17 protein-coding genes, 1 tRNA gene and 1 pseudogene are annotated in these 19,584 nt (G+C 74.7%); 11 read left to right on the plus strand and 8 right to left on the minus strand.

The window, feature by feature from the left end; all coding sequences use genetic code 11:
* The first annotated feature begins 53 nt into the window (after positions 1-53).
* Positions 54-827 carry a hypothetical protein gene (locus A3CO_RS0115760; RefSeq protein ID WP_018333216.1) on the plus strand — a complete coding sequence of 258 codons (774 nt, stop codon included), beginning with the start codon at positions 54-56 and terminating at the stop codon, positions 825-827.
* On the opposite strand, the gene radA is transcribed toward A3CO_RS0115760, so the two are convergent.
* Both radA and A3CO_RS35935 read right to left on the minus strand, forming a co-directional pair.
* A complete protein-coding gene (gene radA / locus A3CO_RS0115765; protein ID WP_018333217.1) occupies positions 811-2,214 on the minus strand; it encodes a DNA repair protein RadA in 1,404 nt (467 codons plus the stop codon). The two genes, A3CO_RS0115760 and radA, sit on opposite strands and share 17 nt — an antisense overlap.
* A gap of 75 nt (positions 2,215-2,289) precedes the next feature.
* Complete coding sequence (locus A3CO_RS35935) at positions 2,290-2,838, minus strand: copper chaperone PCu(A)C domain-containing protein (RefSeq protein WP_018333218.1); 549 nt, start codon at positions 2,836-2,838, stop codon at positions 2,290-2,292.
* Between the two features lie 260 nt (positions 2,839-3,098).
* Between A3CO_RS35935 and A3CO_RS0115775 the strand changes: the two genes are divergently transcribed.
* From A3CO_RS0115775 to rlmB, 7 genes are all read left to right on the plus strand, one after another.
* Complete coding sequence (locus tag A3CO_RS0115775) at positions 3,099-3,581, plus strand: CarD family transcriptional regulator (protein ID WP_018333219.1); 483 nt, start codon at positions 3,099-3,101, stop codon at positions 3,579-3,581.
* Between the two features lies 1 nt (position 3,582).
* Positions 3,583-4,242 carry a 2-C-methyl-D-erythritol 4-phosphate cytidylyltransferase gene (ispD, locus tag A3CO_RS0115780; protein ID WP_018333220.1) on the plus strand — a complete coding sequence of 220 codons (660 nt, stop codon included), beginning with the start codon at positions 3,583-3,585 and terminating at the stop codon, positions 4,240-4,242.
* A 34-nt stretch (positions 4,243-4,276) separates the two neighbouring features.
* The gene (gene ispF / locus A3CO_RS0115785; protein WP_018333221.1) at positions 4,277-4,741 is read left to right on the plus strand and encodes a 2-C-methyl-D-erythritol 2,4-cyclodiphosphate synthase; all 465 of its coding nucleotides are present in this window, start codon (positions 4,277-4,279) and stop codon (positions 4,739-4,741) included.
* A 223-nt stretch (positions 4,742-4,964) separates the two neighbouring features.
* Positions 4,965-6,500, plus strand: coding sequence for a hypothetical protein (locus A3CO_RS35940; RefSeq protein WP_051085962.1), 1,536 nt, complete (start codon positions 4,965-4,967; stop codon positions 6,498-6,500).
* The gene (locus A3CO_RS0115795) at positions 6,500-7,273 is read left to right on the plus strand and encodes an ESX secretion-associated protein EspG (RefSeq protein ID WP_157647599.1); all 774 of its coding nucleotides are present in this window, start codon (positions 6,500-6,502) and stop codon (positions 7,271-7,273) included. The genes A3CO_RS35940 and A3CO_RS0115795 overlap by 1 nt, the downstream gene beginning before the upstream one ends.
* Positions 7,274-7,283: 10 nt before the next feature.
* Positions 7,284-8,702, plus strand: coding sequence for a cysteine--tRNA ligase (gene cysS / locus A3CO_RS0115800; protein WP_026204659.1), 1,419 nt, complete (start codon positions 7,284-7,286; stop codon positions 8,700-8,702).
* Between the two features lie 2 nt (positions 8,703-8,704).
* Positions 8,705-9,778: a 23S rRNA (guanosine(2251)-2'-O)-methyltransferase RlmB gene (gene rlmB / locus A3CO_RS0115805; protein WP_018333224.1), complete on the plus strand. Its 1,074-nt coding sequence runs from the start codon at positions 8,705-8,707 to the stop codon at positions 9,776-9,778.
* A gap of 25 nt (positions 9,779-9,803) precedes the next feature.
* Here the strand turns inward: rlmB and A3CO_RS0115810 are convergent, their stop codons facing one another.
* Both A3CO_RS0115810 and A3CO_RS0115815 read right to left on the minus strand, forming a co-directional pair.
* Positions 9,804-10,700, minus strand: a complete 897-nt coding sequence (locus tag A3CO_RS0115810) for an alpha/beta fold hydrolase (RefSeq protein WP_026204660.1) — start codon at positions 10,698-10,700, stop codon at positions 9,804-9,806.
* 135 nt (positions 10,701-10,835) lie between these two features.
* A complete protein-coding gene (locus A3CO_RS0115815) occupies positions 10,836-12,485 on the minus strand; it encodes an adenylate/guanylate cyclase domain-containing protein (RefSeq protein ID WP_018333226.1) in 1,650 nt (549 codons plus the stop codon).
* Positions 12,486-12,561: 76 nt separating this feature from the next.
* On the opposite strand from A3CO_RS0115815, the pseudogene A3CO_RS36915 reads away from it, so the two are divergent.
* Positions 12,562-13,395: pseudogene (locus tag A3CO_RS36915) on the plus strand (ATP-binding protein); the annotation flags it as partial.
* Here the strand turns inward: A3CO_RS36915 and A3CO_RS39535 are convergent.
* Genes A3CO_RS39535 through A3CO_RS0115835 form a run of 3 tightly spaced genes read right to left on the minus strand, consistent with a single transcriptional unit; the run spans position 13,365 to position 16,068 of the window.
* Positions 13,365-14,279 carry a metal ABC transporter permease gene (locus tag A3CO_RS39535; RefSeq protein ID WP_018333228.1) on the minus strand — a complete coding sequence of 305 codons (915 nt, stop codon included), beginning with the start codon at positions 14,277-14,279 and terminating at the stop codon, positions 13,365-13,367. The pseudogene A3CO_RS36915 and the gene A3CO_RS39535 overlap by 31 nt on opposite strands.
* On the minus strand, positions 14,276-15,088 hold the full coding sequence (locus A3CO_RS0115830; protein WP_018333229.1) for a metal ABC transporter ATP-binding protein: 813 nt from the start codon (positions 15,086-15,088) through the stop codon (positions 14,276-14,278). Before A3CO_RS0115830 ends, A3CO_RS39535 begins: the two co-directional genes overlap by 4 nt.
* A 47-nt stretch (positions 15,089-15,135) precedes the next feature.
* Positions 15,136-16,068: a metal ABC transporter solute-binding protein, Zn/Mn family gene (locus tag A3CO_RS0115835; protein WP_018333230.1), complete on the minus strand. Its 933-nt coding sequence runs from the start codon at positions 16,066-16,068 to the stop codon at positions 15,136-15,138.
* A 180-nt stretch (positions 16,069-16,248) separates the two neighbouring features.
* On the opposite strand from A3CO_RS0115835, the gene A3CO_RS0115840 reads away from it, so the two are divergent.
* Entirely contained in the window at positions 16,249-17,340 is a 1,092-nt protein-coding gene (locus A3CO_RS0115840; protein ID WP_026204662.1) for a LacI family DNA-binding transcriptional regulator, read from the plus strand.
* 167 nt (positions 17,341-17,507) lie between these two features.
* Here A3CO_RS0115840 and A3CO_RS0115845 read toward each other — a convergent pair whose 3' ends face one another.
* Entirely contained in the window at positions 17,508-18,983 is a 1,476-nt protein-coding gene (locus A3CO_RS0115845; protein ID WP_169510949.1) for a threonine/serine exporter family protein, read from the minus strand.
* Positions 18,984-19,163: 180 nt separating this feature from the next.
* Here A3CO_RS0115845 and A3CO_RS0115850 point away from each other — a divergent pair.
* A tRNA-Thr gene (locus A3CO_RS0115850) sits at positions 19,164-19,236 on the plus strand.
* Positions 19,237-19,584: the final 348 nt, after the last annotated feature.

Consider the following 19,584-nt stretch of genomic DNA (forward strand, 5'->3'; position numbering starts at 1 on the left):
CGGACCGGCGCGGGGTGATCGCACGGCGCAACCTCACTTCTACCGTCCGTCACATGCTGGAGCCGGTGGGACCGCTCCCGCCGTCGGTGTACTGGCGACGGCGGGCCGTCGCTGCGATCGTCGTCGTCCTCGTCCTGGCCTTCGTGGTGTGGGCGGTCAGCGCCGCGGCGTCGGCCGACGGGACCGAGCAGGTCGCCGCGCCCGCCCCCACCCCGAGCGCCCCGCCGTCCCCGGTCGCCTCCAGCGGTGCGCTGGCGGTGCCGCCGGGCGGTGCGGGGTCGTTGGGTGCCTTCGGCGCCCCCACCGCGGCCGTGTTCCCGGGCGGAGCGACCCCGCCGCTGCTCGGTGCCGGCTCGACGGACCCGCAGCAGCTCTCCGTGACCCCGACTCCGACCACCGCGGCCCCGGCCCCGCCGCCCGCCCCCGCGGTGGTGCCGCCCTGCCAGGACGCGGCGCTCAAGGTGGCGGCGCGCACGGACAGGCCGCGCTACACGCTCGCGGAGCGCCCGCTGTTCAGCCTCGTCGTCACCAACACCGGCAAGACGCCCTGCACCCGCGACCTCGGACCGGCCCGCACCGCCATGGCCGTGGTGATCAAGCCGGGCGACGGCCTGTGGGGCAGCGACGACTGCGCTCCCGGCGGCGCCCCCGACGTCCGGACCCTGGTGCCCGGACAGGAGCAGGTCCTCTCGCTGCGCTGGGCCGGCCGCACGTCGGCGCCGGGCTGCCCGTCGGGCCGCGAGGCGGTGCCGGCGGGCACCTACCAGCTGCTGACGCGCCTCGACGGGACCATCAGCGACCCGGCGACGTTCACCCTCGTTCCCTAGCACCTCCCGCGAGCCCCACGGCGGCGAGGGCGCCCTTGACGTCGTCGACCTCGGTCAGCGTCATCCCGGCGGGGGCGACGGTGCCCGGCCCGAACGGCACGATCGCCTGCCGGATGCCCAGCCGGGCCGCCTCCGCCAGCCGGCGGTCGGTGGCCGTGACCCGCCGGATCTCGCCGGTGAGCCCCACCTCGCCGAGGACGACGACGCCGTAGGGCAGGGGCGAGTTCCGGGCGGCCGATGCGACGGCCAGGGCGATCGCGAGGTCGGCCGCGGGCTCGCGCAGCTTCATGCCGCCGACGGTCGCGGCGAAGACGTCGGACTGCGAGAGCGAGAGCCGACCGTGCTGCTGCAGCACGGCGAGGATCTTGAGGACGCGCGAGGACTCCAGGTCGGACACGGTGCGGCGCGCCGGGGCGTCCTTCCCGACCGGCGTCACCAGTCCCTGCACCTCGGCCATGAGGGGCCGCTTGCCCTCCATCGTCACGGTGACGGCCTGCCCGGCGACCCCACCGGTCATCGTCCCGACGAACAGGCCCGTCGGGTCGGTGACCTCGCTGATCCCGCCGTCGAACATCTCGAAGCAGCCGACCTCGTCCGACGGCCCGAACCGGTTCTTCAGCCCGCGGACCATGCGCAGCGTCGAGTGCCGCTCGCCCTCGAAGCTCAGCACCACGTCGACCAGGTGCTCCAGGGTGCGCGGGCCGGCGACCGCACCGTCCTTCGTGACGTGCCCGATGAGCACCACCGGGAGGTCCCGCTGCTTGGCGAGCGCGACCAGCGCCGACGTCACCGCCCGGACCTGCGACACCCCGCCCGCCGTGCCCTCCACGGTGGCCGACCCGACGGTCTGCACCGAGTCGACCACGAGCAGCCCCGGGTCGACCGCCTCGACGTGCGCGGCGACCTCCTCGAGATCCGCGGTGGCGGACAGGAACAGGTGCGGCACGACGGCGTTCGTGCGTTCCGCCCGGAGCCGGACCTGGCCCGCCGACTCCTCGCCGGTGACGTAGAGGACGGTGCCGCCCGACCGGGCGCGCCGTGCCGCGACCTCGAGCAGCAGCGTCGACTTGCCGACGCCGGGCTCGCCCGCCAGCAGGATGACGGCGCCCGGCACGAGCCCGCCGCCCAGCACCCGGTCCAGCTCGCCTACGCCGGTGGGCCGCGACGTGACGGTCTCGAGGCCGACCTCGCCGATCGCCCGCACCGGGCTCGACGGCCGGGCGGCGGCCTTCGGGGCCCCACCGGGCGCGCCGACGGCGGCCGCGGGCGGCAGGCCCTCCTCGATCGTCCCCCAGCCCCCGCACCCCGGGCAGCGGCCGAGCCACTTGGCCGCGGTGTAGCCGCAGGCCGTGCACTCGAACGGGCGGGGACGGGTCTTCGTGCTCACGGGCCGGAGACTAGGACGACCCCCCGACAGTCACGCGCGGCGCCGGGTCGGGGCACGACCCGGCGTCGGGAAGGGTCAGCTCGCGGGGACCGCGGTGGTGGTGTTGAGGAACACCGGCAGCGTGACCGAGCCGGCCCGCGCGAACGTGAACGTGACCGGGTAGGTCGGCCCCTCGTGCAGCACCTGCGACACCTGCGGGAGCGTGATCCGCATCGAGGCGGTCGGGTTGGTCGGCGACGGCGGGCCGACCGGGACGGGGTCCGCGCCGACCATGGCGGTCGAGGAGTTCCCGACGATCGTCGTGAAGCCCTCGGCGCGCGCCGGGCCCGCGTAGGGCGTCGACACCGACACCAGCTGGTCGTCCTGCAGCGCCTGGTTGATGATCGTGCCGCGCAGCGCCACCGTCGAGCCCGCCTGGACCACGGGGCTGGCGCCCGGGTCGAGCGTGACGTTGCGGAGCAGGACCTGCCCGACCTGGCCCTCGGTGCCGACCACCGACGAGACGGTGGTGTCGGTCTGGGTCACGGCGCCGGCGCTGCAGCCCGAGAGGACGAGCGCGGCCGCGCCCAGGAGCGTGGCGGCGAGCAACGCGGTCCGCGGACGTCCCGTCGATCGGCGGGTCATGGCGCGTGGTCCTCCTCGATCAGCTGCTCGGCTCCGCCCCGCGCCGGGCGCCGGTCGGATCGGCGTCACCCTAGCGTCAGGACGGGTCCGGGGGCGCGTCCGACGTGCCCCGTCGGGCTCCCGCCCGACCCTCCCGACCTGGGCCAGCACGGTCCGACACCACTTGTCAACCCCCTGACCTGCGATTACGGCGCAATCCCCCTCCGACGACATGTCGCGGACGTGTTAACCTGGAAGCAGCGAAAGGGGCTAGAGGACACATGGTTTTCAAGGTCGGCGAGACCGTCGTCTACCCGCACCACGGTGCCGCTCTCATCGAGGCGATCGAGACCCGGACGATCAAGGGCGAGGAGAAGAAGTACCTCGTCCTCAAGGTTGCCCAGGGCGACCTCACGGTCCGGGTCCCCGCGGACAACGCCGAGATCGTCGGCGTCCGCGACGTCGTCGGGCAAGAGGGTCTGGACAAGGTGTTCGAGGTGTTGCGGGCCCCGCACACCGAGGAGCCGACCAACTGGTCGCGCCGGTACAAGGCGAACCTCGAGAAGCTCGCGTCGGGTGACGTCAACAAGGTGGCCGAGGTCGTCCGCGACCTGTGGCGCCGGGAGAAGGACCGCGGACTGTCCGCCGGCGAGAAGCGCATGCTCGCCAAGGCGCGGCAGATCCTCGTGAGCGAGCTCGCGCTCGCGGAGGGCACCGACGAGGTGGCCGCCGAGTCCCTGCTGGACCAGGTACTCGCCTCCTGACGTGAGGGTCGCGGCCGTCGTCCCGGCGGCCGGCTCCGGGGAACGTCTCGGAGCCGGGCTGCCGAAGGCCCTCGTGCGGGTCGCCGGAGTCGCGATGGTCACCCGTGCCGTCGACGGTCTGTTCGCGTCCGGGGTGGTCGACGACGTGATCGTCGTCGCCCCGCCCGAGCATCTCGACGAGATGGCGAAGGCGGTCCCGACGGCAGGTCGGGTCGTCCCGGGTGGGCACGATCGGGTCGCGTCGGTGGCGCTCGGGCTCGCCGAGGTCCCTGACGCGGACGTGGTGCTGGTGCATGACGCCGCACGGTGCCTGTGCCCGCCGGCGGTCGTCGCTGCCGTGGTCGAGGCGGTGCGCGCCGGCCACCCCGCCGTCGTGCCGGCGATCCCCGTGGCCGACACCGTGCGCCGGGCCGATGCGACCGGTCGGGTGGAGCTCGTGGACCGCACCGGTCTGCTCGCCGTCCAGACCCCGCAGGGGTTCGACGTCGGGCTGCTGCGGCGTGCGCACGCGGCCGCGGGTGACAACCGGGCCACCGATGACGCCGGGCTCGTGGAGGCGTTGGGCGGCGAGGTCGTCACCGTTCCGGGCGACCCTCGCGCGTTCAAGATCACGACGCCGCTCGACCTCGCGATGGCGGAGGCCCTGGTGAGAGCGCTGTGAGGGCCGGGCGACGGAGCGCAGCGGGGCTCGACCCATGAGGATCGGCATCGGCACGGATGTGCATCCCCTCACCGCCGACGCGCCCTGCTGGGTCGCCGGGCTGCTGTGGGAGGGCGAGTCCGGGTGCGCCGGCCACTCCGACGGCGACGTCGCGGCCCACGCACTGTGTGACGCGATGCTCTCCGCCGCCGGTCTCGGCGACGTCGGCGCGGTGTTCGGCACCGGGCGCCCGGAGTGGGCCGGCGCCTCGGGCGTGCGTCTGCTCGGCGAGGTGCGTCGGCTCGTTCACGACGACGGGTGGTCCCTCGGCAACGCCGCGGTCCAGGTCATCGGGAACCGACCGAAGATCGGCACCCGGCGTCGGGAGGCCGAACAGGTGCTCTCCGAGGCGGTCGGCGGTCCCGTGTCGGTGTCCGGGACGACGTCGGACGGGCTCGGGCTGACCGGGCGCGGCGAGGGCCTCGCGGCGGTCGCGACGGCGTTGCTGCTGCCTCGCTGAGAGCTGTCGCCCGGCGCGAGGGCGACAGGTTCTCCGGCCGGCCGGGATGCCTGCGGTGAACCTCGGGCGGGTGCGGTCGGCGGCTCGCTGTAGCGAGTGTCACGTGGCGCAGGTTCCGACGCTTCCCGGCATGTCCGGTGTGCACGTCGCCGCGGACTTCTCCGGAACGGCACCCACGGCTGCGGACCGCGTGCTTGCCTGATCCTGGCGAGGGGAGGCGGGCGTGTTCGACGTGAACTGGGACACGCGGTCGCACGCGGACATCCACGCGCAGCTGCAGGGGCGGGGCGCCGGGTTCACCGACGCGGGCGGGGCGTGGAACTCCTTGGCGACCCGACTGCGCGACGTCGCGGGCTCCGTCGAGCGCGCCACCTCCGGCATCGCCGCCACCCGGACCGGGCCCGCGGCCCAGGCGGCGGGCGGTGCGGTCGGGCCCATGGGGCCGTGGGCGGACGAGATCCGGGGGTTCAGCGACGCGGTCGGGTCGGCGTCCCACGAGCAGAACCGGGCGCTGGCGGCGACGCGCGGTGCGGTGGGCCCGCCCGTGCCGCGCCCGCCGGTGACGTTGCAGACGTGGGAGGGGGTCGGTGCCCTGGCGGCCCTCGACGTCGACTCCGCCGAGCACGCCTCGGCCGACGCCGAGCGTCGGGCCCGGGCCGCGATGGGGCGCTACCAGGAGTTCAGCTCGCTGCGGGCCTCCGGGCTGCCGCAGTTCTCGTCGCCCGGGCAGGGCGCGCCCCGGATCGAGCTGGTGTCGGGAGCCGTCCCGACGGCGGGTGGTGGCTCCGCGGCACCCCCGGGCGTCGGTGGGGGACCCGGTGGCGTGGGCGGCACGGCTCCGGGCGGGGGTGTCCCGACGCCTGGCGGTGGGGCCGCGGGTGCAGCGGCGGCCACGCCGGGGTCGGCGCGGCCGGGTGCCGGTCCGATCGGCGATGCTTCGACCGCGTCGCCGCGACCCGGTTCCACGGGAGCGGTTCCGTCTCTCGGGCCCGGTTCGGCAGCCGGTGGCGGTGGACCGACCGGGTCACCGCGACCCGGCCTGCCGGGGGCCAATCCGGGTCCCGGCGCCGGAGGGCCGGGCGGGACGGCGGCCGGTTCACGGCCCGGACTGCCCGGCGCCGCGTCGACCGGGACCGGCGCCGCGCCACGACCGGGAGGGGTGGGCACAGCGCCGGTCTTCGGGCCGAGTGGCGGCACCGGGTCCGTCGGGGGCGGGCTCGCCGGCACCGTCGGCAGCGGGCTCTCCGGCACCGTCGCGAGCGGCAGCAGCGTCGTCGGGGGCGGGCTCGCCGGCACCGGCCCGAGCGGGGTCGGCAACGGCGTCGGCGCTGTCGGGAGCGGTGCCTCGGGCACCGGTTCCCTCGGCAGCAGCACCGGTGTCGGCAGCACCGGTGTCGGCAGCACCGGTGTCGGCGGCACCGGTGCCGGTGGTGCCGGCGCGGGCGGAACTCCGGGCTCCGGCTCCCTCGGCGCCGGGGTCGGCGGTACCGGGTCGGCCGGGAGCAGCACGGCCGGGACCGCTCTCACCCGGGCCGCCGCTGAGCCCACCCGGCTCGGCGGGGCGTCCGTGCTGGAACCGGCGCTCGCCTCGCGCGGCACCACCACGAACGCCGGGGTGCCGTTCGCGCCCATGGGCGGGATGGGTGCCACCGGTCCGGTCGAGCAGCGGCTGTCGCGGGCGTCCTACCTGGTCGAGGACGATCCCGACGCCCTGGCCGGGGAGCTGCCACGTGTCGCCCCGCCGGTGATCGGGGGGTGATGCCGACGCGGCGGCTCGTGCTGAGCCGGGACGAGGTCGTGGCCGCGTGGCGTCGGCTGGGCCTGGGTGACCGGCCGGTGCTGATCGACGTGCCCGATCACGGGGCGACGCTGCCGGACCGCGACGCCGCCGACCACGCCGCCCTGCACGGGCTCCGTGACCGCGGGCTGGCGGACGGCGCAGAGGTGGGCGCCCCGGTCCCGGTCGCCGACCTCGCCGACGCGCTGCGCGTCCTGGAACGCCCGGAGGTCGACGTCGACCTCCGCTGCTGGGACCCGGAACCGCGCGGGTTCCTGGCGGCGGTGTCCGGGGAGCTGACGGTCGTGGTCGAGACGCGACCGGGGCACGCGTGGTGCCTGGACCTCGTCGCCCGACCACCCGGCACCGGCGCACCCGACCTGGTGGCGGCGCTCGCCCGCCTCGTCCTCACCCGACTCCCCGACGAGCGGCCGACCGGCACCGCGATGGAGGTCCCCACGGACGTGCTGTTCGCGGGCGCACCCACCCACCGGCTCCCACCCGCCGTCGGGAAGCGGATCGAGGCCCTGCGGGCCGAGCCCCCGCGCCGGCGGCTGCAGCTCGGGGCGCGGGCGGGGCGACGGCGGGTCGGGCCCCTGACCGTCGTCGACGGGGCCGAGGGGCGGGCGCTCGTCGAGCTCGACGGCGACACCGTCCGCGTCCGACCGGCGGACCGGGTCGCGATCGTCCGCGAACTGGCCCGGCGGGCCAATCCGGCGCAGGGGCCCGCACGGCTCGTGACCTGCGGTCCGTAGGATCCGCGTGGTGAGCCTGCACCTGTACGACACCGCTGCACGCGCGCTGCGGGAGTTCCACCCGCAGCACGAGGGCCGGGCGTCGATGTACGTGTGTGGGGCGACCGTGCAGGGAGTACCGCACGTCGGGCACGTCCGGTCCAGTGTGAACTTCGACGTGTTGCGCCGGTGGTTGATGTACCAGGGGCTCGACGTCAGCCTGGTCCGCAACGTCACCGACATCGACGACAAGATCCTCGCGAAGGCGGCCGAGGCGGGTCGTCCCTGGTGGGAGTGGGCGGCCACGCACGAGCGCGCGTTCGCCGCGGCGTTCGACGCCCTGGGCTGCCTGCCGCCGTCCGTCGAGCCGCGGGCGACCGGTCACGTCACCGAGATGATCGAGCTGATCTCGCGGCTAATTGACGCGGGGCACGCCTACCCGTGCGACAACGGCTCCGGCGACGTGTACTTCGACGTCGGGAGCTGGCCGACCTACGGGTCGCTCTCGGGGCAGAAGCCCGACGAGATGGAGCAGGGCGAGGCGGCCTCGCGCGGCAAGCACGACCCGCGGGACTTCACGCTGTGGAAGGCCGCGAAGCCGGGCGAACCGTCGTGGCCGACGCCGTGGGGACGCGGCCGCCCGGGCTGGCACCTGGAGTGCTCGGCGATGGCGACCCGCTACCTCGGGCCGTCGTTCGACATCCACGGCGGCGGGCTCGACCTGGTGTTCCCGCACCACGAGAACGAGCGCGCCCAGTCCAACGCCGCCGGCGACGGCTTCGCGAACTTCTGGCTGCACAACGCCTGGGTGACGATGGCCGGGGCGAAGATGTCGAAGTCGCTGGGCAACACCCTGACGATCCCCGCGGTGCTCGAGCGGGTGCGGGCGGTGGAGCTGCGCTACTACCTCGTGGCGCCGCACTACCGCTCGACGGTCGAGTACTCCGAGGCGGCGCTGGCCGAGGCGGCGTCGGCGTACCGGCGCATCGAGACGTTCGTGCAGCGGGTCGCCGAGCGCGTCGGACCGGTGCCGGCCTCGGGGGCGGACATCAGCTCGTTCGCAGCCGCCATGGACGACGACCTCGGCACTCCGTCCGCGCTCGCGGCCGCGCACGAGCAGGTGCGGGCGGGCAACACCGCCCTCGCCGACGGCGACCACGCGGGCGCCCGCGCGGCCGCGACGGCCGTCCGCGAGATGACCGGCGTGCTCGGCCTCGACCCGCTCGACCCGCAGTGGGCCGGGCGGGACGGGACCGGCGCGGCCGGCACCACCACCCGCTCCGCGCTCGGCGCGCTCGTGGAGGACCTCCTCGCGCAGCGCACCGCGGCCCGCAAGGACCGCGACTTCGCGCGCGCCGACGCGATCCGTGACCAACTGACCGCCGCCGGCGTCGGGATCGAGGACACCCCCGACGGACCGGTCTGGACCCTGAAGGACGACGAGCAGTAACGATGGCAGGAAATTCGCGCCGCCCCGGTGCGCGGCGCAACCCCGGCTCGAAGAAGGGCCCCACGAAGGGCTCCGGCGGGCAGAAGCACAAGGGGCTCGAGGGCAAGGGCCCGACCCCGAAGGCGGAGAACCGTCCCAACCACAAGTCGTACGAGGGCGGCGGCAAGACCGGCAAGTCCGGTCAGGGTGCGGCCGCTCGTCGGCCGGCCGGGTCGCAGCCGCGCCCGGGGACGTCCCGTGGCCCGGCGTCGTCGGGCGGCGCGACCCGTCGTCGGGAACGGGACGCGCCGGACGGCCCGCAGGTGGTGGTGGGGCGCAACCCCGTGATCGAGAGCCTGCGCGCGCACATCCCGGCGACGGCGCTGCACGTGGCGCAGGGCATCGACATCGACGACCGCGTCCGCGAGGCGCTGCGCACCGCGGGCGACCGCGGGATCAGCGTGCTCGAGGTGCCGCGCGCGGACGTCGAGCGCCTGGCGGACGGCTCGGTGCACCAGGGCCTCGCGCTCTCGGTGCCGGCGTTCGAGTACCTGCACCCCGACGACCTGCTCGAGGAGGCCCGGCAGGCGGCGCACCTCGCGAAGGTCGCGCCGCTGCTCGTCGCGCTGGACGGGGTCACCGACCCCCGCAACCTCGGCGCCGTCATCCGCTCCGCGGCCGCCTTTGGGGCGCACGGGGTGCTGCTGCCGCTGCGGCGCTCGGTCGGGGTCACCCCCGTCGCCTGGCGGACCTCGGCGGGTGCGGCGGCCCGGATGCCGATCGGCCGCGCCACCAACCTCTCGCGGACGCTGGGGGCCTGGAACGACGACGGGTTCGTGACGGTCGGGCTCGACGGGGAGGTGTCGGCGACGATCGACGACCTCGACGCCGTCGTCGGCCCGGACGCGGCGCGCGGACCGCTCGTCCTCGTCGTCGGGTCGGAGGGCAAGGGCCTGTCGCGGCTCGTGCGCGAGACGTGTACCGGCACGGTCGCGATCCCGATGGCGGGCGACGTGGAGTCGCTCAACGCCTCGGTCGCGGCCGCGGTGGCGCTGGCCGAGGTGGCCCGGCGCCGCCGAGGTGGCTCTGCCTCGTGAGTACTCACCCGTGCCCTGACACGGGTCAGTACTCACGAGGCGATAGCCACCTCTGCAGCTCTGCCAGCGTCTCGGCGGGCGCCTCCTCGGGGATGAAGTGGCCGCTGGGCATCGCGCGGCCCGTGACGTCGCGGGCGTACTCGCCCCAGACCGCGAGCGGGTCGTAGCTCTTCCCGACGAAGCCGAGCTCGCCCCACAGCACGAGCGTGGGGCACTCGATGCGCTGCCCGGCGTTCCAGGTCTCCTCGTCGTCGGTGAGGTCGATCCCGGCGCCCGCCTTGTAGTCGGCGGTGGTGGCCGCGATGGTGGCCGGGTCGGAGAACGCGGCGATGTAGTGGTCCATGACCTCTGGCTCGATCGTGACGCCGGGCGCCAGCAGCCGCTCCACCATCGTGCGGATCCAGAACTCCGGGGCGCCCCGCAGGAGCGTCTCGGGCACGTCCCCGCCGGTGGCCAGGAAGAACCAGTGGAAGTAGCCGAACGCCAGGGCGCGGTCGACGTTCGCGAACACGTGCCGGGTGGGCACGATGTCGAGCACGGCGAGGCGGGCGACGGCGTCGGGGTGGTCGAGGACGAGCCGGTGCGAGACCCGGGCGCCGCGGTCGTGGCCCACGAGGTCGAACCGGTCGAAGCCCAACGACCGCATCACCGCGACCTGGTCGGCCGCCATGGCGCGCTTGCCGTAGTTGCGGGCGTCGTCGTCGGGCGTGGGCTTGTCGGAGGCGCCGTAGCCGCGGAGGTCGGGGACCACCACGGTGTGGTCGCGGGCGAGCTCCGGCGCGACGTCCCGCCACATCAGGTGCGTTTGCGGGTAGCCGTGCAGCAGCAGCACCGGGTCGCCCGTCCCGCCGACCGCGACGTTGATCGACACCCCGTCCGCGTCCACCCGCCGGTAGGTGAACGGCTCCGGCAGCACAGGCATGGGATTCCTTCCCGACGACGGTGGCGGGTCGCCCTGGCGATGGGCGCCCACGGGCGAATCTATTGAGCGAGGGGGCCCTTCGCTCGGAACGGCGCCGAGCGCGCCACGGCGGGGTCGGCTGGCCGCGAGTGTCAGCTACGCAGGTTCGTGGGCCTCGGAGGCTGCCTGGTGTGACTCTTGAGCGGCGTCGTCGTCGGACTCGGACTCGGACCGGTGGGCCGTCCGTCCGCCCAGACGGGTCGGCACCAGGATCTCCGTCTCCTCGGTACGTCCGCGCAGGGTGCGGGAGCCGATGGAGGTCCACCGGGACGCCTCGTCCCCGGCCCGCGACACGGCGGCGCCGGAGCCGACGACGCCCACGGTTCTCCCGTCGCTGCGCTCGCCCAGGTCCTCGACGTCCTTGGCCAGGTCGCAGAGCCGGGCGGCCTCGTTCACCGGGTCCCCGATCACGGTGTACTCGTAGCGGCGCCGGTCGCCGATGTTCCCGGCGACCGCTTCCCCGGCGGAGACCCCGATGCCGGCGCCGAGCCCGTCGGAGCCGGGGAACACCTCCTCGGCCAGCCGCACCGCCATCACCCGCCCCGCCGCCAGCGCACATCCTGCGGCGTCGGCCATGTCGGTGGGTGCGCCGAACACCGCCAGTGCGGCGTCGCCCTCGAACTTGTTGATCCACCCGCCGTGGTGTTCCACGACGTCGATGACCACCGCGAAGAACTCGTTGAGCAGCTCGACGACCTCGTTCGGCGGCCGGGTCGCGGCCAGGGTGGTGGAGCCGACGAGGTCGACGAAGAGCACGGCGACCTCGCGGACCTCGCCCCCGAGTTCGACGTCGTTCTCCAGGGCGTGGCGGGCGACGTCCTCGCCGACCTGGCGGCCGAACAGGTCGCGGACCCGTTCCCGCTCCCGCAGCCCGGAGACCATGGTGTTGAACCCGGCCTGCAGCAGGCCGAGTTCGGTGGTGTCGAAGACGGGGACGTCGACGTCGTAGTCGCCGCGTTCGACCTTCTTCAACGCGCGCCGCACCGCGAGGACGGGGGCGGCGGTCGACAGCGCGGTCAGGGTGATCACCGCGCCGCCCAGGAGCAGTGCGACCCCGCCGAGCACCACCACCACGACCGCCAGCCGCTCGAGGGTGTAGCCGCCGAACGCCAGCGCGGCGACGCCGGCGAGCAGCACGCCCAGCAGCGGCGTGGCCGTGCCGAACACCCACCCACCGAGCGTCCGCATCAGCACGCCCGGCAGCACGGAGCCCGACGGCGGTCGGATGGTCAGCACCTCCCGCGCCGCCCCGCGGAGCACGACCTCCACGAGCCGGTAGGTGATCGACACCGTCGCGATGCCGCCCAGCACCACCGTCGCGCCCACCTGGAACCCGAGGCGCCCGGAGGAGAACACGTTGAGCAGCACGAACAGCGCGGCCGCGACGGCCCACAGCACGGCCTGCACGGTCGCGAGGCGCAGCGGCCCGCGCAGCACCACCCGGCGGAGCCGCCGGAAGTGCTGCTCGCGGGCCTCGTCGTCGGCGTCCTCGGGCAGCGCCGGCACCCGCATCCGGTAGTGCCCCCACCACGCGCCGACGAGCACGGCGACGAGCAGGTAGGGGCCGAAGACGACGAGGTTGCGGACCAGGGCGTCCGGGTCCGAGGACAGGGTCTCCGTGGGCAGCACCCACGCGGCCAGCACGAGCACCACGCCGGCCCCGATGATGTTGGGCACGACGACGTTCAGCACGAGCGCGAGCCGCGTGAACGGGCTCAGGCCCCGGGGAGTCCGACCCTGCGTCATGCGCGGACCCTAGCGACCACCCCCGACTCCGTTCGGCCGAGCGCAGCTCCGGACGGGTGATCGCTACCATGCGGGCATGCCGGTGCCCGCCCTCGTGCACCGCGGGATCGCCTACACCGACTCCGCGGCGCTCGGCGCGGCCCTCGCGCCGCCCGTGGGCGAGGCGCTCGCGGAGGGCCGCACCGTCACGGTCGCCCTCGAGGACGACACCGTCGGCTCCCTGTGCGACGCCCTCGGCTCCGACGCGGACGCCATCCGGTTCCTCGACGTGACGCGACCGGCGCGGACCGACGCCTTCCAGATCGCGGCCCGGATCGCCACGTTCGCCGCCCGGTCGGCGCGGGCAGGCACGGCGAGCCTGCTGGTCACGCAGCACCAGCCCTCGTTGGGCCGCTCGGACGCCTACTGGCTCCGGCTGGAGGCGGCCGTCGACGTCGCGCTGCGGGGCCTGCCCGCCACGCTGTGGTGCGCCTACCGCACCGGCGCGCCGGCCTACGCGCAGTGCCACGCCGAGGTGGGCCCGATGGCCGAGCCGCACCCCAATCCCCGCTACCGGGCCCCGGCCGACGTCGTGAAGGAGACCCCCGCCCCCGCGATCCCGCCGCCCCCGGCGCACGCGCGGCGCTGGACCTTCCGGCCGGAGGACCTCGGGACGCTGCGGCGTGAGCTCGCCGCCGTCGTCGGCTCCTCCGGGCTCGACGAGGACGGCGGGGAGGACCTCGTCTACTCCTGCAGCGAGGTCGCCACCAACGCCGTGGAGCACGGCGACGGCACCGGCACGGCGTGGGCGTGGGTCGACGACGACGAGGTGGTCTGTCAGGTCGCCGACGGCGGCCGCATCACCGACCCGTTCCCCGGCGTGGTGCCCCCGCCCGTGGATCAGGACCGCGGGCGCGGGCTCTGGTTGGCCAGGGCGCTCTGCGACGACGTCGACGTGGCGTCGGGCCCGGGGGGCACCACGGTGCGGCTGGCGCGGCGCCTGGTGCGCACCGAGCCGACCGCGCGGCAGATCAGGTAGGTCACGAACGCGATCCCCGCGACGAACGGGCTGATCGGCAGCCCGGGTGCCAGCGACAGGACGATCCCGCCGAGCACGGCGACCTCGGCGAACAGCACCGCCAGCACCGTCGCGAGCAGCGGCGACGCCGTCACCCGCGCGGCGGCCGCGGCGGGCGTGATGAGCAGGGAGAGCACCAGCAGCGCGCCGACGATCTGCACGCCGAGCGCCGTCGTCGCGCCCAGCAGCACCGCGAACGCGACCGAGAGCGCCCGGACCGGGACACCGCGGGCGGCGGCCATCGTCGGGTCGAGCGAGGCGAACAGCAGCGGCCGGTAGGTCAGCGCGAGCACCCCGACGACGACGAGGCCCGTGATCGCCAGCGAGATCAGGTCGCCGGTGTCGATCCCGACGATCTGCCCGACGAGCAGCCCGAACTTGTTCGCCGACCGTCCGGTGTAGAGCGACTGGAACAGCACGCCCAGGCCGAGACCGAAGGAGAGCAGGACGCCGATCACGGAGTCGCGCTCGTGCGCGGCGAGCCCGAGGGCGCCGAAGACCAGCGCGACGAGGACCGCCCCGACCAGCGCGCCCCAGCCGACGGCCCCGGCGCCGAAGAGCAGCAGCGCCCCGGCGCCGCCGGCGAAGGACAGCTCCGAGGTGCCGTGCACCGCGAACGCCATCCCGCGCCCGACGATCAGCGGCCCGAGCAGCCCCGCGAGCAGCGCCAGGACGCCGCCGGCGATGAGGGCGTCGCGGACGAAGTCGAGCTGGAGGAGCTCCAGGGTGGTGCTCATCGGGCGCCCACCTCGACCGGCTCGTCGTGGTGGTGCACCGGGGAGTCCTCCGCGCCGACGACCAGGATGCGGTCGCGCACGCGCACGACCTCCACCTCGGTGCGGTAGAGCTCCGAGAGGTTCTCGGAGGTCATGACCTCGGCGGGCGTGCCGATCCGGAACTTCCCCTCGACCAGGTAGAGGATCCGGTCGACGACGGGCAGGACCGGGTTGAGCTCGTGGGTCACGAACACCACCGCGGTGTCGTGCTCCCGGCGCCGCCGGTCGACGAGGTCGACCACCGTGCGCTGGCGGGCCAGGTCGAGCGAGAGCAGCGGCTCGTCGGCCAGCAGCAGCGTCGGGTCGCCGACCAGCGCCTGCGCCACCCGCAGCCGCTGCTGCTCGCCGCCGGAGAGCGAACCGACGGGCGCGTCGGAGTACTCCAGCGCGTCCACCTGCGCGAGGGCCTCCGCCACCCGTTCCCGACGACGGGTCCTGCCGCGGAACCCGGGGCCCCACCGGTGGCCGTCGAGGCCCAGGCCGACGAGGTCGCGCCCGCGCAGGGGCGTCAGCGGGTCGAGGGCCCGCTGCTGGGGGATGTACCCGACCGTGGGGTTGCCCCGCCGCGGCGGAGACCCGTGGATCGCCACCGATCCCGCCGAGAGGTCCAGCAGCCCGAGCAGGACCTGGAGGAGCGTCGTCTTGCCCGAGCCGTTGGGCCCGAGCACGGCGATGAACTCCCCGGGCCGGACCTGCAGGTCCAGGCCGGACCACAGGGTGCGGGGACCGCGGCGCAGTTCGGCACCGGACAGCTCGACGGCCGGGTTCATCTCGTTCTCTCCTCCATGGTCGAGCTCCGCTCCGCCGCGTCGGCCGATCAGGCCGGCGCGCCGACGGCCCGGGCCAGGGCCGCACGGGTGCCGTCCACCCACTGCAGATAGTCGGTGACGCCGGCGGGCAGCGTCTCGGTGACCTCGACGACCGGCACCCCGGCCCCGTTCGCGGTGTCGCGCAGGCCCGAGACGACCGGGGTCTGCGTCTGCGGATTGAACACGAGGGCGGTGACCTGCTTCGCGGTGAGGGCGTTGCGCACCTCGACGAGGGACGCCGCGGAGGGGTCGGTCTCGTTCTCGATGGCCGCGACGAAGGACTCCGGCGTCACGTCGGCCACCCCGGCGGTCTTCAGCAGGTAGTGGGCGATCGGCTCGGTGGAGATGACCTTCGTGCCGGGGCGCGACGTGCCGATGGCCGCGGTCTGCTGCGCGATCTGGTCGACGCGGGCGTCGAACGCCTGGGCGCGCTGCGCGAGACCCGCGGCCTGGCCCGGCTCGGCCTGCGAGAGCCGCTGCGCGATCTGGCCGGCCACGGCCTTCACGGTGGTCGGGTCGAACCAGACGTGCTCGTTGTCGTCGGACCTGTCGGGCCGCAGGTCGAACGCCGTGATCATCTTGGCCTTGGCGGCCGGGTCGGCGGCCGCGATCTTCTGGGCGAACGTGTCGTAGCCCCCGCCGTTGGCGATGGTGATGTCGCTCGAGGTGATCGCGGCGGCGTCGGCGGGGGTGCTCTCGTAGGAGTGCGGGTCGCCCGCCGGGTCGCTGATGATCGCCTTGACCTTCGCGTCGGGGCCCGCCACGGCCTGCGCGACGGCACCCCAGACGTTGGTGGTCGCGACGACGGTGAGGGTGCCGCCGGGAGCGGCGGACGACGACGAGGGCGCGGCGGAGTTCCCGGAACCGGAACAGCCCGCGACCAGCGCGAGGGCGGTCACGGCGCCCCCTGCGGCGAGCACGGCACGGCGGACGACGGGCATGGGGGCGGCTCCTCGGGGGGCGCAAGCGGTTGCTGTCGCCCAGGAGGGCGAGAGGGCAAACGATAACCGTTGCCGTTATCGCTGGCGAGGGTGCCCGCTGGTGGCATCCGTGACACGAACGGACTTCGCATTCGGTCGCGACCGGTGGCCCTAGATCGAAACAGTCGCTACGTTGCGCAGGTGGCAGAGGCACTCGAGGGGCGGAGGTCCACGCGGCGCACGGCGACGCTGGCCTCACTGGCCGCTGAGCTCGGGGTGTCCCGGACGACGGTCTCCAACGCCTACAACCGGCCGGACCAGCTCTCCCCGGCGTTGCGACGCCGGGTTCTCGACACGGCACGGCGGCTCGGCTACCCGGGACCGGACCCGGTTGCACGCTCCCTGCGCACCCGCAAGGCCGGCGCGGTGGGGCTGCTGCTCACCGAGGCGCTGTCCTACGCGTTCCGCGACCCCGTGGCCATCCAGTTCCTCGAGGGCCTCGCGCTGGCCTGCGAGGACAACGGCTCGGGCCTGCTGCTCGTGCCGGTGAGCCCGGAGGCCGAGGACGTCGGCGCCGTGGCCCGGGCCGGCGTGGACGGCTTCGTCGTCTACTCCATGCCCGACGACGACGAGCACTTCGCCGCCGTCCTCGAGCGCCCCGTTCCCGTCGTGGTGTGCGACCAGCCGACCGACGTCCCCGACGTCGACCGCGTCGGCATCGACGACCAGGCCGCCATGGTCGAGCTCGCCGAGCACCTCGCGGGCCTCGGGCACCGTCGGGTCGGCGTGCTCTGCATGCGACTCTCGACCGACCGCAACGACGGGTTCGCCGCGGTCTCCCGCCAGGACCACGCCCGCTACGAGGTGCAGCGCCGTCGCCTCGCGGGCCTGCGCGACGGGTTCACCGCTGCCGGCGTCGACTGGGGAGGAGTCCCCGTGGTCGAGCGCTTCGACCACACCGAGGCCGCCGGGGCGAACGCCTTCGAGCAGCTGACCGAGCGGCACCCCGACGTCACCGCCGTCGTGTGCACCTCGGACATCCTTGCCCTCGGTGCGCTGCGCGCCGCCCGCGCGTCAGGCCGGGACGTTCCCGGCGACCTCACGATCACCGGCTTCGACGGTGTCCCCGCCGCCGAGCGCGCCGGGCTCACGACCGTCCGCCAGCCCTCCCTCGACAAGGGCCGCGCCGCCGGGGAGCTCCTGCTCGACCGGGGCGACCGGCAGCGCTCGCGCACCCTGCTCCTGCCCACGGAGCTGATGGTGCGCGGGACGTCGGGTCCGCCGGCGCGGTAGCCGTTCCCGGGTGACAGCGAAGCGTCGTTGCTGTCGTCCAGTGGCAGGAAAACCACACCGTCGCGAGCGTGGCGGCCTGCTGACGTCGAGCGTCCACCGTGTGCCACCGCTGACACGCCAGAGCCTTCCCGACGACGGGTGCCGCGGCACCCGTCGTCGGGAACGGGTCAGAAGATCCGCGGGCGGGCGCGGCGCGGGGCGGAGGGGTTCCGCCGACGCCAGATGCGCGAGATCGGCCAGCCGATCTGCTCGCCGAACGAGACGCCCGCGGCGATGCCCATGCTGACGGTGAGAGCCAGCAGGATCGTCACGGAGCCGGTGGCGAGGCTGCCGTTGCTGAGCTGGACGTTGGAGCTCTGGCCGACGATCGCGAGCTGCGAGAAGCCGCGGTAGAGCAGCAGACCGGGCAGCAGCGGCGTGATGCCGGCGATGACGAGGACCAGCGGCGGCATCTGCGCCCGCGACGGCATGAGCATCGCGATGAGGCCGAGGGCGCCCGCCGCGGCGGCGCTGGCGACGACCTGGCCCATCCCGACGGTGCCGAACCCGTACGCGTAGAGCCCCCACGCGACGGCCCCGGCGAGGCCTGCGACGGGTAGCGAGGCGAGCGGCGCGTAGGCGGACAGCGCGAAGAACACGCCGGCGGCCGCGGCCGCGATCAGGGACGTCGCGTCGGGCTGGGGGGTGAGGTTCGAGAAGTCCTGGGCGAGGGAGAAGACGGCGTCGCCGCCGATCTGGCCGATCACCTTGATGGACACCACGACGCCGACCAGCAGCCCGGCCGACGCCAGCACCACCTCCACGGCTCGGCCCGCCGCGGTCAACGGGAAGCCCGTGATGGCGTCCTGCACGAGCCCGACCAGTGACAACCCGGAGAGCAGCACGATCAGGCCGGTCGCGACGACGAGGCTGGGGGAGTCGAGCAGGACGCCGGAGGAGGCGAGGAGGAGGGCCGTCGTCGTGACCAGCGCCCCGCCGAGGACCTGCTGGAAGAACATGGGGACGCCGTGGCGGCCGAGCCACCGGGCGAGCCCCCAGACGACGCCGGTGAGGACGAACGCGGCCAGCGCCACGCCGAAGCCGCCGCCGATGAGCACGGCGACCGCGCTGGCGAACACCGACCGGGAGAGCCCGGCGATCCAGCGCGGGTACGGGTGGTTGGCCGCGACGGCCGCCGAGAGCCGGGTGAGCGCCTCTGACGACGACACCGGGTTGTCGGTGTCGACGATGTCCTTGATCAGCGCGTCGACCGTGGCCAGGCGCGTGTAGTCCTGGGTGCGGTAGCGGACGTTGCGCATCGTCGTGACCGGCCCGGCCTCGACGCCGCGGTGGCAGCACATCGTGATCGTCGAGAACGCGATGTCCACGTCGCAGGTCGGCAGGCCGTAGGCGGACGCGATGGCGAGCATCGTGTCGTGGGCGGCCGCCGCCCCGGCACCGGTCGCGAGCTGGACCTCCCCGATGCGCAGCGCGAGGTCGAGCACGCGCAGCACCAGGGCGTCGTCGGCGACCTGTGGTCCGGTGACGGCGGGCAGGAGGTTCTCGCGCACGGTCGGCGCGTCGAGCGCCGCCCGCCGGCGGAGGTCCTCCGCGGTCGGGATCGGTACGTGACGACGGAGCGAGCCGCGCGCTCGCTGGGTCACCCCCACGGGCTGACTCTCCACTTCCTCGGGGTCCGGTTCGGCCGCAGGGTGATCCCTGGGGCCGAGGCCGGGAAACTTCATCTTCGGCACCTCGTGGGACGCGGGCGGGGCGGACGGCGTTGCCGTCCGACCGGGCGACCGGCGGTGTGAGCCGGCCCTCGCCTACGATGGTGCCTCAGTGCCGGCGTAGCTCAATCGGCAGAGCACTCGCCTTGTAAGCGAAAGGTCCGGGGTTCGATTCCCCGCGCCGGCTCAAGGTCAGACGGGGTCTCCCGGGCAGACCATGATCGAGATGTAGCACCGGGTGTAGCAGCGTGCCCGGTCATGTGGTTGGCGCGGCAACCACCGACGTCCGGCGGGCGGACCCGTCGCACTGTCGGCGTACCGTTTCCAGCGTGACCTCGTCGAGACCACCCGAGGAGCCGACGGCCAGGCAACATCTCCCGATGACCTCGCCGCTTCAGCGCACTCTCAACGACATCGTGGAGTCGCAGCGGGCGTGGACGGCGTCGTTGGTCGGGGACTCGCGGCTGTCGCTGGAGAGGATCTACGAGCAGGCGGGGACGATCGGGGGCGCGGGCGCCGCGTCGTTGGTCGGGGA

Origin of the sequence: Actinomycetospora chiangmaiensis DSM 45062, assembly GCF_000379625.1 — a bacterium.
GTDB classification, from domain to species: Bacteria; Actinomycetota; Actinomycetes; order Mycobacteriales; family Pseudonocardiaceae; genus Actinomycetospora; species Actinomycetospora chiangmaiensis.

Bases quoted from the DNA above. Each gene is read 5' to 3' on its own strand.
- A3CO_RS0115760 (WP_018333216.1), top strand. From the start codon at position 54: ATGCTGGAGCCGGTGGGACCGCTCCCGCCGTCGGTGTACTGGCGACGG.
- A3CO_RS35935 (WP_018333218.1), bottom strand. From the start codon at position 2,838: ATGACCCGCCGATCGACGGGACGTCCGCGGACCGCGTTGCTCGCCGCC.
- A3CO_RS0115775 (WP_018333219.1), top strand. From the start codon at position 3,099: ATGGTTTTCAAGGTCGGCGAGACCGTCGTCTACCCGCACCACGGTGCC.
- ispF (WP_018333221.1), top strand. From the start codon at position 4,277: ATGAGGATCGGCATCGGCACGGATGTGCATCCCCTCACCGCCGACGCG.
- A3CO_RS0115795 (WP_157647599.1), top strand. From the start codon at position 6,500: ATGCCGACGCGGCGGCTCGTGCTGAGCCGGGACGAGGTCGTGGCCGCG.
- rlmB (WP_018333224.1), top strand. From the start codon at position 8,705: ATGGCAGGAAATTCGCGCCGCCCCGGTGCGCGGCGCAACCCCGGCTCG.
- A3CO_RS0115810 (WP_026204660.1), bottom strand. From the start codon at position 10,700: ATGCCTGTGCTGCCGGAGCCGTTCACCTACCGGCGGGTGGACGCGGAC.
- A3CO_RS0115815 (WP_018333226.1), bottom strand. From the start codon at position 12,485: ATGACGCAGGGTCGGACTCCCCGGGGCCTGAGCCCGTTCACGCGGCTC.
- A3CO_RS39535 (WP_018333228.1), bottom strand. From the start codon at position 14,279: ATGAGCACCACCCTGGAGCTCCTCCAGCTCGACTTCGTCCGCGACGCC.
- A3CO_RS0115830 (WP_018333229.1), bottom strand. From the start codon at position 15,088: ATGAACCCGGCCGTCGAGCTGTCCGGTGCCGAACTGCGCCGCGGTCCC.
- A3CO_RS0115835 (WP_018333230.1), bottom strand. From the start codon at position 16,068: ATGCCCGTCGTCCGCCGTGCCGTGCTCGCCGCAGGGGGCGCCGTGACC.